This is a genomic window from Candidatus Njordibacter sp. Uisw_056, from assembly GCF_047730085.1.
GTDB lineage: Bacteria > Pseudomonadota > Gammaproteobacteria > Pseudomonadales > Balneatricaceae > Njordibacter.
In genome coordinates, this window is record NZ_CP159830.1 from 1625661 (window position 1) to 1641802 (window position 16142).

General features: G+C 44.7%; 15 protein-coding genes. 3 read left to right on the forward strand and 12 right to left on the reverse strand.

Annotated features, from left to right (window positions below; genetic code table 11):
• Positions 1-378 precede the first annotated feature (378 nt).
• Positions 379-1656, forward strand: a complete 1278-nt coding sequence (gene gltA, locus ABXT60_RS07915) for a citrate synthase (protein ID WP_443629615.1) — start codon at positions 379-381, stop codon at positions 1654-1656.
• 209 nt (positions 1657-1865) lie between these two features.
• Positions 1866-3074: an ammonium transporter gene (locus tag ABXT60_RS07920; RefSeq protein ID WP_443629616.1), complete on the forward strand. Its 1209-nt coding sequence runs from the start codon at positions 1866-1868 to the stop codon at positions 3072-3074.
• A gap of 6 nt (positions 3075-3080) precedes the next feature.
• Here the strand turns inward: ABXT60_RS07920 and rlmKL are convergent, their stop codons facing one another.
• The 5 genes from rlmKL to ABXT60_RS07945 all read right to left on the reverse strand — a co-directional run bounded on the left by rlmKL (position 3081) and on the right by ABXT60_RS07945 (position 9042).
• A complete protein-coding gene (rlmKL, locus tag ABXT60_RS07925; RefSeq protein WP_443629617.1) occupies positions 3081-5405 on the reverse strand; it encodes a bifunctional 23S rRNA (guanine(2069)-N(7))-methyltransferase RlmK/23S rRNA (guanine(2445)-N(2))-methyltransferase RlmL in 2325 nt (774 codons plus the stop codon).
• Positions 5406-5821: 416 nt separating this feature from the next.
• Entirely contained in the window at positions 5822-6715 is an 894-nt protein-coding gene (cyoE, locus tag ABXT60_RS07930) for a heme o synthase (RefSeq protein ID WP_046485060.1), read from the reverse strand.
• Entirely contained in the window at positions 6705-7748 is a 1044-nt protein-coding gene (locus ABXT60_RS07935; protein ID WP_443629618.1) for a COX15/CtaA family protein, read from the reverse strand. Before ABXT60_RS07935 ends, cyoE begins: the two co-directional genes overlap by 11 nt.
• A gap of 5 nt (positions 7749-7753) precedes the next feature.
• Positions 7754-8308, reverse strand: a complete 555-nt coding sequence (locus ABXT60_RS07940) for a hypothetical protein (RefSeq protein WP_443629619.1) — start codon at positions 8306-8308, stop codon at positions 7754-7756.
• A complete protein-coding gene (locus ABXT60_RS07945) occupies positions 8305-9042 on the reverse strand; it encodes an SURF1 family protein (protein ID WP_443629620.1) in 738 nt (245 codons plus the stop codon). Before ABXT60_RS07945 ends, ABXT60_RS07940 begins: the two co-directional genes overlap by 4 nt.
• Before the next feature lie 44 nt (positions 9043-9086).
• Here ABXT60_RS07945 and ABXT60_RS07950 point away from each other — a divergent pair, with 44 nt between their 5' ends.
• On the forward strand, positions 9087-9302 hold the full coding sequence (locus ABXT60_RS07950) for a DUF2909 domain-containing protein (protein ID WP_046485064.1): 216 nt from the start codon (positions 9087-9089) through the stop codon (positions 9300-9302).
• Between the two features lie 69 nt (positions 9303-9371).
• Here the strand turns inward: ABXT60_RS07950 and ABXT60_RS07955 are convergent, their stop codons facing one another.
• The 7 genes from ABXT60_RS07955 to ABXT60_RS07985 all read right to left on the reverse strand — a co-directional run bounded on the left by ABXT60_RS07955 (position 9372) and on the right by ABXT60_RS07985 (position 16086).
• On the reverse strand, positions 9372-10259 hold the full coding sequence (locus ABXT60_RS07955) for a cytochrome c oxidase subunit 3 (protein ID WP_443629621.1): 888 nt from the start codon (positions 10257-10259) through the stop codon (positions 9372-9374).
• Between the two features lie 71 nt (positions 10260-10330).
• Complete coding sequence (locus ABXT60_RS07960; RefSeq protein ID WP_443629622.1) at positions 10331-10888, reverse strand: cytochrome c oxidase assembly protein; 558 nt, start codon at positions 10886-10888, stop codon at positions 10331-10333.
• 15 nt (positions 10889-10903) lie between these two features.
• Entirely contained in the window at positions 10904-12487 is a 1584-nt protein-coding gene (gene ctaD, locus ABXT60_RS07965; RefSeq protein ID WP_443629623.1) for a cytochrome c oxidase subunit I, read from the reverse strand.
• An 11-nt stretch (positions 12488-12498) separates the two neighbouring features.
• Complete coding sequence (coxB, locus tag ABXT60_RS07970; RefSeq protein ID WP_443629624.1) at positions 12499-13626, reverse strand: cytochrome c oxidase subunit II; 1128 nt, start codon at positions 13624-13626, stop codon at positions 12499-12501.
• 143 nt (positions 13627-13769) lie between these two features.
• A complete protein-coding gene (locus ABXT60_RS07975) occupies positions 13770-13976 on the reverse strand; it encodes a DUF2970 domain-containing protein (protein WP_443629625.1) in 207 nt (68 codons plus the stop codon).
• Between the two features lie 23 nt (positions 13977-13999).
• Positions 14000-15025: a quinone-dependent dihydroorotate dehydrogenase gene (locus ABXT60_RS07980; protein WP_443629626.1), complete on the reverse strand. Its 1026-nt coding sequence runs from the start codon at positions 15023-15025 to the stop codon at positions 14000-14002.
• Between the two features lie 104 nt (positions 15026-15129).
• Positions 15130-16086 carry a tRNA dihydrouridine synthase gene (locus ABXT60_RS07985; protein WP_443629627.1) on the reverse strand — a complete coding sequence of 319 codons (957 nt, stop codon included), beginning with the start codon at positions 16084-16086 and terminating at the stop codon, positions 15130-15132.
• Between the last annotated feature and the right edge of the window lie 56 nt (positions 16087-16142).

Genomic DNA, 16142 nt, shown 5'->3' on the forward strand with positions numbered 1-16142 from the left:
TAGATGCTAAGTATAGTGATTTGATCACCAGAAAACAACGCAACTTTTGTCGTATGTTTGTAAACTTTACGTCTGCAAACATAGTTTAAGAATCAACCAGTCCGTGGCTTAGACTTAACACTAGCGCTTTACAAACGGCTATGAAAGGACCATCATATACGCTTAGCGTTATGACAGCCCCCCTCCATATCACTTGTAGTTATACCTACAATTTATATGCCAAATCTTTTCTATGGCCCTTCTCGGTTAAGTCTAAGGTAAGATAGGCTCCAGTTTTTGGAGGTAGATGATTTATGTCTGCTATTTTATATGGCGTACTGGTTTTACATTATTCTCTGCCAGCCATCTCTACCAATACAATTTTTCAGGAGCCAAGAAATGTCCGACAGAAAAGCCACTCTTCACATAGAAGGTATGGATCCAATTGAACTGCCCATCTATTCAGGCAGCACCGGTCCGGACGTTATTGATGTGCGCCAATTAGTCAGCAAAGGCCTTTTCACGTACGACCCAGGCTTCGTTTCTACCGCTTCATGTGAGTCTAAAATCACCTACATTGATGGCGATAATGGCATTTTATTACACCGAGGCTATGCCATTGAAGATTTAGCTGCCAACTCAACCTATTTAGAAACATGCTACCTTTTAATTCATGGCGAACTACCCAATGCTGAGCAAATGGATGAATTTGAAAGCCACATTACCAATAACACTATGGTGCATGAGCAACTGACTCACTTTTTTAACGGTTTTCGCCGAGATGCCCACCCTATGGCGATCATGTGCGGTGTAGTAGGCGCACTTTCTGCGTTTTATCACGACCAACTTGATAACGATAATCCTTTGCACCGAGAAAAAGCCATTCACCGCTTAATCTCTAAAATGCCGACTCTTGCAGCAATGTGTTTTAAGTATTCTATTGGCCAGCCGTTTGTGTTCCCGCGTGATGACCTTAATTACGCCGAAAACTTTTTACACATGATGTTTGGAAAACCTACTGCAGAAACTAAAGTCAACCCAATTCTAGCTCGAGCTATGGATAAAATTTTCATGCTGCATGCTGATCACGAGCAAAATGCGTCAACGTCTACTGTGCGTTTGGCTGGCTCTTCCGGTGCTAACCCCTTTGCGTGTATCGCTTCTGGAATTGCTGCCTTATGGGGGCCTGCTCACGGCGGTGCCAATGAGGCTGTGCTTAACATGCTTGAAGAGATTGGTGACGTGTCTAATATCGACGCTTTTGTTGCAAAAGCTAAAGACAAGAACGATCCATTTCGTCTTATGGGCTTTGGACATCGGGTGTATAAGAATTTTGACCCTCGCGCAACAGTAATGCGTGAGACATGTGACGAAGTATTAACCTTGCTTGGTGTAGATAATGATCCCCTATTACAAATAGCCAAGCGACTAGAGCAGATAGCCCTCGAAGATGACTACTTTATAGAGCGCAAGCTATACCCCAATGTGGATTTTTACTCTGGCATTATTCTTAAAGCCATTGGCATTCCAACGTCCATGTTTACGGTTATATTTGCCTTGGCACGCACAGTAGGATGGATTTCTCATTGGCATGAGATGCTTAACAGTCCCTACCGTATTGGCCGTCCCCGCCAATTATATACTGGTGAAACTAAACGCCCTTACCCTGTTAAATAAAACATACCTATTTAACAAACTAATAAAAAACCACCTCTGGGTGGTTTTTTATTGCCTGAAGAACCGCTCTGGCATGGTCCTTGCTTAATTACTAGTAACTCGGTTATCTCGGCCATTATGTAAACCACAAGTACATATTGCACCGCTATAAAGCCGCTCATAAATTATTTGCACCAAAATAGTGCAAAAGCTAAAATTAAGGAGTTGTAGTGGAAACCACAACAAGCGCGATAGCCACTTTAGTGCAAAGTTCCAATACTCTATTTATCCTTATGGGAGCCATCATGGTCCTTGCCATGCATGCGGGCTTTGCTTTTTTAGAGGTGGGAACGGTTAGGCATAAGAACCAAGTGAACGCCTTAGTAAAAATTATGACAGACTTTGGCTTTTCTTGTCTTGCTTATTTTTTTGTAGGCTATTGGATCGCCTACGACCAACACTTCTTTGCTAGCGCAGAAGCACTAAGTGCCAATAACGGTTACCAGTTGGTGAAATTTTTCTTTTTAATGACTTTTGCTGCGGCTATTCCAGCCATTATTTCTGGTGGTATTGCCGAACGAGCACGCTTTTGGCCACCACTCATTGCTGCGGCCCTAACCGTGGGCATTATCTACCCTTTATTCGAAGGTATAGCCTGGAACGGTAATTATGGCTTCCAAGCTTGGCTAGAACAAAACTTTGGGGCAGGCTTCCATGACTTCGCAGGGTCGGTGGTAGTTCATGGCGTGGGTGGCTGGCTGGCACTTACCGCGGTATTGCTCCTGGGTACACGCAAGGGGCGTTACCGCAAAGGAAAGCTAGTCGCATTCGCACCCTCTAGCATTCCATTCTTAGCCTTGGGTTCGTGGATTTTAACCATTGGCTGGTTTGGTTTTAACGTCATGTCTGCTCAAACCTTAGATGGAATTAGTGGCTTAGTAGCGGTCAATACCCTAATGGCAATGGCTGGTGGCACCATTGCAGCATTAGTGATCGGTAAAAATGATCCAGGATTCGTCCATAATGGCCCTTTAGCGGGTTTGGTTGCTGTATGCGCAGGTTCTGACTTAATGCACCCTATTGGTGCTCTGGCTGTGGGGCTTATTGCTGGTGGACTTTTTGTCTACGCCTTTGTTTTGACCCAAAACCGCTGGAAAATTGATGATGTGTTAGGTGTTTGGCCACTCCATGGGATATGCGGTGTATGGGGGGGCATAGCTGCTGGCATTTTTGGCTTAGAGGCTTTTGGTGGCTTGGGTGGTGTGAGTTTTATGTCACAACTACTTGGCACCCTTCTAGGCTTAAGCATTGCCTTAATCGGTGGGTTTATAGTGTATGGAAGCGTGAAGAAATTTATTGGATTACGACTCACCGAAGAAGAGGAATTTAATGGCGCCGACCTTAGTATCCATAAAATTGGCGCTACATCCCAAGACTAAAGCTGATTAGTCTTGTTTCAGCCAAGGGTTAAACTCTGCTTGATCCTTGGTGGCCGGGTTTACTTCAGTTTTAGAAGCCCGGTTAATTTCAGGCTTATGTACTGGCTTTGCTGCAGGCTTAGATGATGCATACTCTGCATCATAAAATCCTGACGTGCTAGCCACTTCGGGCTTATATTTACGAATTTCCCAACAGCGATGAATCTTCTTGTTACGGCTAAAGTCTTTATCCAAAGTATCATCACTAATATCGACTACATGGTTATGCTGAAGCACCTTTTCGTCTAGCTCAAAACGGCGATAATTAGTAGAAAAAATTAATAAGCCATCTTCTGTTAGCAAGTCCATCACTTTATGGATCATCCAGGCATGGTCACGCTGCACGTCTAGAACACCAATCATTTTTTTAGAGTTAGAAAAGGTAGGTGGATCAAGGAAGATTAGGTCATATTCTCCCTTATGAGTCTTAATAAATTCCATACAGTCGTGCTGTTCAAACCGATGTACTTGATCACTAAAGCCATTCAAAGCAAGGTTCTTTTTGCCCCAGGACAAGTAGGTAGCCGACATATCTACACTCAGCGACTTGTGTGCCCCACCCTGCACTGCATGAATGGTGGCTGTGCCGGTATAGCAAAATAAGTTTAGGAAACGTTTACCATGAGCCAGCTGTTGAATTTTTTGACGCACAGGGCGGTGATCTAAGAACAAGCCAGTGTCCAAATAATCGTTAAGGTTCACCAGCAACTTACAACCACCTTCTTTAACCTGAATGTATTCGCCTTTTTCATCGTGGGTTTGATACTGGTCTTTACCCGTTTGCTGGCGGCGCTGCTTTAGTACAATTCGCTCTTCTGGAATTTGCAGGGCTTGTGGTAATGCTAGCATCACCTCTTCTAGGCGACGCTGGGCTTTTTCTGCATCTACAGTCTTAGGCGCTGCGTATTCTTGGACGTGCAGCCAATCAGCATAAACATCCACTGCTACAGCATACTCAGGCATGTCAGCGTCATATATACGATAACATTCAATCGCTTCCTGCTTCACCCATTTGCTTAGCTGCTTGCGGTTTTTTATCACGCGGTTAGCAAACATTTGAGCACCCTCGCTGAGGGCTTGCAGTGGTATTTCACCACTAGCTTGGCGGCGATCAGCAAAGCGATTTGTGGTTTCTAGAGCGTACATTAACAACTGACTTTTAATGGCTCCATTGTAAAAAGAATACTGTTTGTAAGAACGTAAACCTACCGCTTTACCTAATTCAGAATTGCCCGTAAATACCCCAAGTTCCCAGCCAATAAAGTCTTGGCTTAAACGCTCACCCAAATGTTGGTAGAGGTATTGGATGTCTGCTACTTCACTAAGCCGTTCACCATAGGGAGGGTTAGTTATCACCAATCCTGTTTGTTGTTCCGCTGTGTGCGTCAGTGGCTTTAGGTCTTTTAATTCTCTGTGACTAACACGAATTCGATCTGTCATTCCTGCTTGCTTTAGGTTTTCACGACATTTAGATACAGCTTTTGGCTGACCATCATAACCATGGATTTCGCTGGTAGAAGAAGCTTCACCAGCTTCTCTACGCAACTCGGCAGCGTCCCAAATTTCTCGCCAAAGCGCGACATTGTGCTGCTTCCACATTTGTAAGCCAAAACGCCAGCGCAGTAACCCTGGCGCAGTATCTGAAGCCATCATTGCAGCTTCGATTAAAAACGTACCAGAACCGCACATTGGGTCCATTAAAGGCTTACCAGCTGCTGCCATTGCTGGCCAACCAGCGCGGATCAAAAGTGCAGCAGCCAAGTTTTCTTTTAGCGGAGCCATGCCACCTTCACGGCGATAGCCACGTTTATGCAGGCTTTCACCAGACAAGTCTAAACTAATGCGCACACGGCCTTTGGTGATAAAAACATTGATGCGAACATCAGGCTCTTGCTTAGCAATATTGGGCCGTATTTCACCCTTACTACGAAATTGATCAACAATGGCGTCTTTTACTTTTAGAGCACCAAAGTGGGTATTATCAATGCCACGCATACGGCCAGCATAGTCCACCAGAAAAGTTTGATCACTGTCAAAGTGCTCAGTCCACTCAACTTTGCTTACGGCGTCATATAACTCATCAACACTGTCAACGGGCTCACTGTGCAGCAGTAATAGCACGCGGTTAGCTAAACGGCTCCACAAACAAGCACTGTAGCCTACCTTTAAGCCGCCATTAAAATAAACCCCACCTTGGGTTAGCTTAATATCTTCCGCCCCTAACGGGCCCAGTTCATCGGCCAGTATAGGCTCCATAGCTTTGGGACAGGTGGCGAAAAAGGCGTAATTCATAGGTCAATACTGCAGCAATCAAAAGGGCGCGCAGTATACCACTATTGATAATGCAGGGGGGAAATGGTTACGGTTCAAAATAGAGCATAGGCTAACGCTGTGAGTAATCCAAACACAAAGATACCATAGTACTAGATAATAAAGAGGTGGGGCTTAAGTGTTAACTAGCAACAGCGAAGTTGCACATAACAACTGGCTAGTAATGATCAAACCAATCTGTGCACATGCTCCTGTAGCCGCCATGCCAAGGCTAAAAAAGAGCCTTATGCCTATAATTAATTCAGCATTGCCGGAGCACTTACAACACAAGACAAAACAATATGACCGCACTGCCAAGAATACACTGCTTACCCTTTGATGACAGAAAACCGCCTATAGAACCTACCGCTGAGTGAAGCTCAGATTTAATCAAAAAACTAAATTGGAAAATAATGGTCTACGAGTAGCAATACGAACAATAACATGAGGTAAATAATGGAATACCAAAACGTCTTCATAGCTGCCTTTTCGTAGGCTCCTCGATACAAACGTAAGGCCCAGTATAGAAAACGTATATTCAACAAGGTTACACCCACTAAGTAGATAAAACCGCTCATACCTACGACGTAGGGCAGCATAGTAGAAATGATCAACAACACGGTATATAACAGAATTTGTAAGCCAGTGAATTCTAAGCCATGGGTCACCGGTAACATGGGAATTTCAACCTTGGCGTATTCATCTCGCTTATGAATTGCTAAGGCCCAAAAATGAGGTGGCGTCCACGCATAGATAATTAGCACTAACAGGAGCGCATTGGGATCTAAAGTTCCCGTGACGGCAACCCAACCCAATAACGGAGGCATTGCTCCCGCAAGACCACCAATAACGATGTTCTGTGGTGTTGCACGTTTAAGGTATCCGGTATAAACAAAGGCATACCCAATTGAAGAGGCCAAGGTTAGCCAGGCCGTCATTGGGTTGACGAGTACATACAGAATACCAAGGCCAATAACAGCCAATATAGCCGCAAAAATGAGTGCGTGCAGCGGCTTCACTTTGCCTTTAGCCACGGGGCGGTTACTTGTGCGGCCCATTTGACCGTCAATACGACGGTCAATTACATGATTCACTGCCGCTGCAGAACCTGCAGCCATAGCGATGCCCAAATTACCCCATATAATTATTGGCCAGGGCACCATACCAGGTATCGCCATGAACATACCTACTAATGACGTAAGTAACATAAGCAAAACCACATTGGGTTTGCACATTTCATAATAATCCCGCCAATTTATACGTATTGGGATTGCAGTAGCTTCAGAACTCATTGAGGCGCCCTCTTTTTGAAAAGACTAAATAATAAAGACTTACAGTGAGAACAAACAAACAGGCCCCAAAGAAGTTATGACCAACAGCTACCGCAAGGGGAAGGAAGTAGTATATGTTCGCTAGGCCCAAACAAAATTGGACAATAAATACCGCTAGAAAACCAAAACCAAACAGACGGAGACGCTTGTCATCTTGCTTAATCAACTGATAGCTCATCAACACTATAAACACAGCCAAAATAATTGCGCCATATCGATGCAATACATGAATAGCTTGTCGCGCTTCAGCATGCATTAAGCCTCCCAAATAACTCGGACCTAAAGTCTGAGTGAGATCAAAACCCTCAGAGAAATTCATTTCAGGCCACCATGAGCCATTACAGTCTGGCAAAGTGGAGCAGGCTAAGGCTGCGTAGTTAGAACTCATCCACCCACCTAAGAATACTTGAACAATAACTAGGACTAACGCCACAGATGCCCAGGCTTGCAACCGACTATGGGTAATGTTTACAAGTGATAGTGGTTTAACCTGGCTCCCAATACGACGTAACTTTACTAATAACAGCGTCAGTAAGCTAGCAGTCACAAAACCACCCAATAAATGTGATGTCACAACTTGCGGCCATAACTTCCAAGTGACTGTCCAAGCACCAAACGCACCTTGCAGCATTACCATGGCCAGTAAGCCTTGGGTAAGCACAAAAGGATAGTTTAGACGTTTTCGTTGCGACCAAGACGCTATCGCTAGCACCAAAATAACGAGGCCCAAGAATGATGCCAAGTAACGGTGGATCATCTCCAACCAACCCTTATCTACTTCTACAGGTGCGTCTGGGTAGAGGGCTTCAGCAGCCGCAATTTCTTGGGCAGTTTCCGGCACCAGCAAATTACCGTAACAGCCAGGCCAATCTGGGCACCCTAAGCCCGCGTCAGCTAATCTGGTCCACGATCCTAAAATGATGACACACGCCACAGTTGCCAGTGCCAGGTAAGTTAAAAATAGGCTCCACTTGGGGGCGACATTAGTATTCATGACTTTTACCCTATGTTTGAGGTTCTGAGTAACTTCTTAAGGTCTTTTAACAATTCTTTTCCAACAAAGTCTTTACTGTAATACATCATAATATTTCCCAGAGGATCCACAACATAGATACCCTGGCCTAGTTCAAATGGCTCTAATGAAAGGCTTTTCAGCTGTATTAAAGCTGGATAGTCTGTCTTGGTCTGCTCGTTAAACCCACCCTGCTGGTTAACCAACAAACGCGTGACACGGTGAGCTTCCTTCCCTAGGGCAACATTGATTTGTCGTAATAAATGAGTTGCTTCCTGACAGGGCAAATCGCAAGCTTGTTTCGTCAGATAAATCACCAACCACCTTTTATCAGCCTCTGCCTGAGACCAAGGTGCTTCATTTTCATCAACTAATTGAGCCTGTTGTAGCTCGTTTGGTGGCAACAACAGCTGACCAAAATTAGTCCGCCCATCTGGCACACCCCATAAATTAAAGTACATTAACATAGCAAACATAAGTGGCACAGCGGTTACCGCAAATACCGCATACAAAGTCCAACGATTGGTTTTTTTGGTGGTCATGGATCTACCTTTTTGATGTCAATGGGGGAATAAAATACTCGATAAATGTATAATAAGCTGAGCGTCAAGGCCAGGCCAAACCACTGCCACGCATACGCTAGATGCTTTTCTGAGGCCATTGCGCTTGCCCGCCAATGAGGCGTAAGTGTTGCATCACCTGTTGTATCTAACACTAATACCCAGGGTAAAAGCACGCCCTCTACAGAATTGGATAAATGTTTAGCCAAAACAGACGGCGTTATCGCCTGCACTAGCTGTGGGTATTCATCTGTATAGGTGTCTATGCCCAACTGATATGGATTAGCCTGCACTGAAACTAGTCGCCCTGTAAGAGTCACTTCGCCACTCACCCATGCAATATTAGGTAATGGGTTTCTTTGGCCATTTGACGCAAACCAACCCCGGTTAACTAACAATAAATCTGCACCTACCCTAATAAGGCCTATGGCGTCATAACCCACTTTACCAGCCACAACTTGATTATCCCTAAACCAAACAAATGGCTTGATAAAGGTACTATTCAGTGTCACTCTTTGAAGGTTATCTAGGGCACCCAAGGTTAAACTCGGTTCGTCAAAAAGTATTAATGGTTGCTCTAAAGCCGCCAAGTTCTTTTGCAGTTGTATTTTTTGGTCTGCCCTATCTAACTGCCAAAAACCTAAACTGATGGTGAGCGGCAAAAAGAATAGCGTGAAAACAGAGATTGCCCAATAGTGTTGCAGTCGTTTTATCATTACTATAGCTAAACCTAATTAACGTATTTAAAGAGACCCTTTTTATGATCAAAATCGTCATTGTCATCGTGTTACTTTTGGCTCTAACCAGCTTAGCCAGTGGTTTCTTTTTCTTAATGAAGGACGGTACAAAATCGACTCGGTTACTCACATCACTTAAGTATCGAGTGACCCTAATTGTACTTTTAATTGTGCTCGTAACCTACGGGTTTGCCACCGGTCAACTTGTGACTTCGTCGCCATGGGCTGGTATTCATTAATTCTAAAAATGACTACGAGACATAAAAAAGGCAGCCATTAAGCTGCCTTTATGGTTTTTGTCCTGCTGCTTATAGAATGTAGACGAATAAAAATAAGCCTACCCATACCATATCTACAAAGTGCCAATACCAAGCGGCTGCTTCAAACCCAAAATGCTGATCTGGAGTAAAGTGACCTTTACAGATACGAATCCACATAATAAATAGTATGAACGCACCAATAGTAACGTGAAGGCCGTGAAAGCCTGTCAGCATAAAGAAGGTTGACCCATATATGCCAGAATCTAACGTAAGACCCAATTCAGTGTAAGCTTCAATATACTCTAGAATCTGATAATAGACGAAGATGCCACCTAAGATTACTGTAACCGCTAACCAAAAAATGGTCTTACCCCGATGCATTGCCCTAAGCGCATGGTGCGCAATCGTAAGCGTTACGCTAGAAGTCATCAACAGGACTGTGTTGAGCAGCGGAATATGCCAAGGATCAATGACAGCCTGCGGGCCAGGAAAGTCTGCGCCTGCGGGGTTATTAAACATAGGCCACGCATAATCAAAGTCTGGCCATAACATATGCGTTGAACCCTTATCACCTTGACCATCCAACCAAGGGCCAGCCCATTGGCGCACGTATAGCAGCACACCAAAAAAGGCTACAAAGAACATAACTTCTGAAAATATAAACCAACTCATACCCCAGCGGAAAGACTTGTCCATCTGAGGGCTGTACATACCCGCTCTACTCTCAGAAATAACCTTACCAAACCACTGAAAGAAAATAAAAGCGAGTAATAAGGAACCCGCTGTAAAGACGAGATGAGGGAAAGCATAGCCTTCTCCACCTGCACTCATGTGGTTCATCATACCGCCAGCACCAGCTGCCATTCCAATTAGGCCTATACTTGCCACAATTGGGAAATAGCTACTGTCTGGTACGTAATAATTGGATGTTGCCATGTGTTGCTCCATTGTCGAAGGCTTATTATCCGGCCATAACTTAAAGCCAGAATTATAGTTATACGCCACTGCTACTTAGCAAAGGCGCCTGCATCAAATAACGTGTACGACATTGTTACTTTTTTAACGTGAGCCGGAAGTTCTGGGTCTAAAGAGAAAATAAGTGGCATTTTTCGCCCCTCTCCAGCCTTTAACGTCTGCTGGTCAAAACAAAAACATTCTGTTTTTTGAACATATTCAGCCGCCTCTGATGGCGATACACTAGGTACCGCCTGTCCTACCATGTCGTTCGCTGTTGGGTTTAGGGCCCAAAAATTCACTTGGGTCCACGCCCCTGGGTGCATTTCAATTTCTTCTTGCAAAGCTTCAAATTCCCAGGGCATGCCAGCATTATTGGTGGTTATAAACTGCACTGTTATTGTGCGGCTCGTATCAACCCATTGTTCAACTCGTTCGACGGGTCCTGCAGTCTTACCATTAATACCGGTAAGCTCACAAAACACGTCATATAAAGGCACTAAAGCAAAACCAAAACCAAACATGGCTACAGCTGCGATTACTAATTTTAGTGCCGTATTTTTGGGCTTAGAGCCAGATAAGTCATCTGGCTTTGATGAATTAGCGTTCATAGGGCTTTTTTAACCTTACTTAACGTGCGGTGGCTCTGCAAAAGTATGATATGGCGCTGGAGACGGGATAGTCCACTCCAGACCTTCTGCACCTTCCCAAACTTGATCCGTTGCTTTTTCTCCACCACGGATGGTCTTGATCAATAAAAACAAGAAGATTAGCTGAGAGAAACCAAAGATGAATGCACCTACGGTTGCAATTGCATTAAAGTCTGCAAACTGCAAGGCGTAATCTGGTATACGACGCGGCATTCCTGCTAAACCAATAAAGTGCATCGGGAAGAAGGTGATGTTAACGCCAATAAAGGACATCCAAAAGTGGAACTTACCTAAGTTCTCGTTGTAATAATGTCCTGTCCATTTAGGCAACCAGTAGTAAACGCCAGCAATAATACCAAATAAAGCACCTGGCACTAATACGTAGTGGAAGTGAGCCACTACAAAGTAGGTGTCATGATATTGGAAGTCTGCAGGTGCAATAGACAACATCAGTCCAGAGAAACCACCAATGGTGAACAATACTACGAAAGCCAAGGCAAATAGCATTGGGGTTTCAAAAGTCATTGAACCTCTAAACATGGTCGACACCCAGTTGAACACCTTCACACCCGTAGGAATGGCGATCAACATAGTGGCATACATAAAGAAGAGTTCCGTTTGCAGCGGCAAGCCCACTGTAAACATGTGGTGAGCCCAAACAATGAAGGACAAAAACGCGATTGAAGAAGTTGCATATACCATTGACGCATAACCAAACAAAGGCTTACGCGCAAAGGTAGGAATGATTTGCGAAACAATACCAAAGGCAGGCAAAATCATTATGTATACTTCTGGATGGCCAAAGAACCAAAATACGTGTTGGAACAATACTGGGTCACCACCGCCTGCGGCATCAAAGAACGCAGTACCATAGTGGATGTCCATTAACATCATCGTCACAACACCTGCCAATACTGGCATTACTGCAACTAACAAGTAGGCTGTAATAAACCAAGTCCATACAAATAATGGCATCTTCATCAAGGTCATACCTGGCGCCCGAAGGTTTAAGATAGTAACAATAATGTTAATGGCGCCCATGATTGAAGAAATACCCATCATGTGCACACCAAAAATAAAGTAGGTCACACTACTTGGCGCGTAGGTGGTCGAGAGTGGCGCATAGAAAGTCCAACCAAAGTTTGGCGCACCGGCCTCGGTAAATAGCGTAAACAACAGCATTCCAAAGGCAAACGGTAGAATCCAAAAGCTCCAGTTATTCATTCGGGGCAAGGCCATATCTGGCGCGCCAATCATCAATGGAACCATCCAGTTAGCCAAGCCAACGAAGGCTGGCATAATAGCACCAAACACCATAATTAGGCCGTGCATGGTGGTCATTTGGTTATAAAACTCTGGCCTTATAAGCTGCATACCTGGCTGAAATAATTCAGCTCGGACAATAAGCGCCATCACACCACCGGTGAGAAGCATAGCGAATGAGAACCAAAGGTACATGGTACCAATGTCTTTGTGATTAGTTGTTAATACCCAGCGCATGATGCCTTTAGCAGGCCCATGATGGCCGTGGTCATCGTGACTAGCAGTCGCAGTTGTCATAATTTAGCCTTCTATTTTTTCGCGTCAATTATCATTTGGGGAGTCACTGTTTCACCCGTATCGTTACCCCAAGCATTTCGCTCAAAGGTGATCACAGCAGCAATTTCAACATCACTTAGCTGCGCAGTGAATGACTGCATAGCGGTGCCTGGCTTGCCATTAATTACAATATCGATGTGCCCCGCCATATCGTTAAGAGCCATTGGGCTACCCGCCAACGCTGGGAAGATATTTCCCATTCCCTGGCCTTCAGTACCGTGACACCCAGCGCAGCTGCGAGCGTACACTTCGGCACCCTCAACCATGAGTTCGTCATAGCTAAAATCACCCAGAGCAGCAGCGGCTTCTGCAACTTTTCCAGCACGTTGGTCATCCAACCATGCTTGGTATTCATCTGCAGTCACAGCTTCTAGTACAATCGGCATAAAGCCATGCTGTACGCCACACAGTTCTGCACATTTACCACGATAAAGGCCTTCCTCACCTTCAGGGATTAATGCCCAAGATTCGTTGATATACCCTGGAATTGCGTCTTTTTTAACAGCAATTTCTGGGAGCCACCAAGCGTGAATCACATCATTAGAGGTAATCAGGAAGCGGATTTTTTTACCCGTTGGCACTACAACGTGGTTATCAACCTCTTCAAGGTAGTTTTCACCTTTTTCGGTGCGATTGTAAATTTCGTCTGTAGTGGTGGTTAGGTTACTAAAGAACCCCACATCCTCACCAAGGTAGTCATACTGCCACTTCCATTGATGGCCTGTGATCTTAATATCCACATCCGAATTTGTCGTGTCATACATCTTAATCAAAACCGATGTAGCCGGCACTGCCATAGCAATAAGAATGACGGTTGGAATTGCTGTCCATAACAACTCTAGGCCTAGGCTTTCATGGAACTTAGACGCAACTGCCCCTTTCGATTTACGATGCTTAAAAATGGAGTAAAACATTACACCAAAAACCACTACACCTATCCAGACGCAAATCCAAAAAATAAGCATGTGCAGTTCAAAAATAGATTGACTTACTTCTGTGATGCCTACGGGCATGTTAAGCCCCCAATCTGCCATAGCAGCGGGTGCAAATACCAAACCCAAGACTACAGAACTCAGGCGTTGCCAAGTTCTAAAATACATACTTACCCTCCGGGTGATCTTTTAGATCGTGGATGTTATGAAGACCTCATCGTACTAAAAAAGAGGCGGTGCAATTATCCTCAATTAACAGGGTATTGCGCAAGTCTTATTTTGCTTTTTACACTGTCTATTTGACTATAGTGTTAGCTTGGTAGCACGCTATTAACTGCAGTGACAACTATAATTACAAATAACACCAAGGTCCCTAAACCAACATAAATCATACGTTCCAATCCTCCTTCGTTGAAGTCCTCTTCACGCTTTTTATTTGACTGTATACCCACTAAACTTGCGAGCACACTTTGCACAAAACTTAACACCTTAAGCAGAGTTGATTTTTGCTTATTCATAGATTTCTCTTTGGATGATGGACTTAAGATTTGGTCATGTTTCGACAAGCATCTACGCATAGTTTAACCAAACCCGGGCCTTGATAAATTAAACCCGTATAGACCTGCACTAACTTAGCTCCTGCAGCCAGTTTTTCCAGAACGTCTTCTCCACTGCTAATACCACCTACCCCAATAATGGGCACTTGGTCACCCAAAATAGCGTACAAATCAGCAATCGTTTGGGTAGATTTGTGCCTTACTGGCGCGCCACTGAGCCCACCCGCTTGGTCGCCAAATTCTAGCTCAGCTACGCCTTCTCGGCTTAAAGTGGTATTGGTGGCAATGACCCCATCCATTTTTTGCTCTAACACACAGTGGGCCAAACCTTGTAGTTGCTCAGCATCCATATCTGGTGCAATTTTAACTGCTAAAGGCACATATCTGCCATGGGTTTTCTCTAACCCCAGCTGCTCTCGCTTAAGAGCTCCTAGCAGCTGGCTTAACGACTCTCCATATTGCAAATCACGCAAGCCCGGCGTATTGGGAGACGACACATTAATGGTAATATAGCTAGCATAGGCATACACCTTCTGTAGGCAGATAATATAATCTGATGTCGCTTCTGTTACAGGGGTGTCAAAGTTCTTTCCGATGTTAATGCCCAATACACCCTTGAATTTAGCTTTTTTAATGTTTCCAATAAGGTGATCAACGCCCTTATTGTTAAAGCCCATACGATTAATAAGGGCTTGAGCTTGAGGCAACCTGAACAGTCGCGGCTTTGGGCTGCCTGATTGCGGCTTTGGAGTCGTAGTCCCTACTTCCAAGAAACCAAAACCTAACGCAGCCAAACCGTCAACAGCAGAGGCATTTTTATCCAAGCCTGCAGCAAGGCCAACTGGATTAGGAAACTCAATACCCATCACCGTGACAGGTAAGTCCACTACGTTTGGGGCTAAGGCTGGCAATAATCTTAACCGTGCCCCAGCGGCAAGGGCGTCTAAGGTTAAATCGTGAGCAGTTTCTGCTGAAAGTTTAAACAACACACTACGTGCAATAGAATACAAAGACACACCTCAAAAATTTAACAACAAAAGCAACAAGGTCACTAGTATACCGCATGCTTTCAAAGGATACATTTTCATAGCCATGATAAATGCATACAAAGTCATCAGTTATCTTGGCTATTAATGATCAGCGAGCGCAATTCATTGAGGGTTTTTAGACGTTTGCCTTGCTCGAAACACGCTTCGGCTTGAGGATAAACCCGCCCCAGCAGCTTAAGCCATTGTTTAACCCGTGCGTCTTGATATTTAACCGGAACCTGGCCTTCGACCAAATCGATAAAGTAAAGCACAATGGGCACTAAAGCTGACCAATTCCAGTCTTGTGCTGGCTGCTTATCTTGTTGGTGCCTAATTTGTAAGGCTAAGTCTGGCTTCCAAACCAATCCACGCCCTATCATCACGTCATCACTACCACTGACTTGCTGACATGATGTGTAGTCCTCTGGAGTCCACACTTCGCCATTAGCAATGACCGGGATAGTCACTACGGCGTGAATTTTTTTTATCCACTGCCAGTGCGCAGGCGGACGGTAGCCCTCAACTTTAGTTCGGGCATGCACAGTTAACTCATTAGCCCCTGCGCCTTCAATCTCCTTGGCATTCTCTAGGGCTAAGTCTTTAGTGGTAAACCCCAAGCGCATCTTAGCGCTTAACCAGGCATCATCACCAATCGCTCGCCTTACCGTAGCAACAATGTGAGCAACTCTTTTAGGCTCCTGTAACAATACCGCACCACCTTGGCTGCGGTTCACCGTTTTTGCAGGACAACCAAAATTTAAATCGACACCAGGAGAACCCAGCTCTAGGGCCCGCACGGCGTTGGCCGCTAGCGCCTCAGGATCACTACCCAATAACTGAATACGCACCGGAATACCTGCGGGGGTTTTACATCCGTTAATAAGCTCTGGGCACAAGCGCTGAAACACTTTGGGGGGTAATAACTGGGTAGTGACTCGAATAAATTCTGTGACGCACAAGTCGATACCCCCTATACGGGTAAGGCAATCACGCAAAATATTATCCGCTAAACCCTCCATAGGTGCCAAAATGATACGACTCACAGCTTAAACTCTGCTTCACAGCTGCAGCTTGCTCGGCTAATATAGGCAGCCAAAGG

Excerpts from the sequence above, each read along its gene's own strand:
- ABXT60_RS07955 (WP_443629621.1), bottom strand. The coding sequence starts at position 10,259 with ATGGCAACATCCAATTATTACGTACCAGACAGTAGCTATTTCCCAATT.
- coxB (WP_443629624.1), bottom strand. The coding sequence starts at position 13,626 with ATGTATTTTAGAACTTGGCAACGCCTGAGTTCTGTAGTCTTGGGTTTG.
- ABXT60_RS07950 (WP_046485064.1), top strand. The coding sequence starts at position 9,087 with ATGATCAAAATCGTCATTGTCATCGTGTTACTTTTGGCTCTAACCAGC.
- cyoE (WP_046485060.1), bottom strand. The coding sequence starts at position 6,715 with ATGAGTTCTGAAGCTACTGCAATCCCAATACGTATAAATTGGCGGGAT.
- rlmKL (WP_443629617.1), bottom strand. The coding sequence starts at position 5,405 with ATGAATTACGCCTTTTTCGCCACCTGTCCCAAAGCTATGGAGCCTATA.
- ABXT60_RS07945 (WP_443629620.1), bottom strand. The coding sequence starts at position 9,042 with ATGATAAAACGACTGCAACACTATTGGGCAATCTCTGTTTTCACGCTA.
- ABXT60_RS07975 (WP_443629625.1), bottom strand. The coding sequence starts at position 13,976 with ATGAATAAGCAAAAATCAACTCTGCTTAAGGTGTTAAGTTTTGTGCAA.
- ABXT60_RS07940 (WP_443629619.1), bottom strand. The coding sequence starts at position 8,308 with ATGACCACCAAAAAAACCAATCGTTGGACTTTGTATGCGGTATTTGCG.
- ABXT60_RS07935 (WP_443629618.1), bottom strand. The coding sequence starts at position 7,748 with ATGAATACTAATGTCGCCCCCAAGTGGAGCCTATTTTTAACTTACCTG.
- ctaD (WP_443629623.1), bottom strand. The coding sequence starts at position 12,487 with ATGACAACTGCGACTGCTAGTCACGATGACCACGGCCATCATGGGCCT.
- ABXT60_RS07960 (WP_443629622.1), bottom strand. The coding sequence starts at position 10,888 with ATGAACGCTAATTCATCAAAGCCAGATGACTTATCTGGCTCTAAGCCC.
- gltA (WP_443629615.1), top strand. The coding sequence starts at position 379 with ATGTCCGACAGAAAAGCCACTCTTCACATAGAAGGTATGGATCCAATT.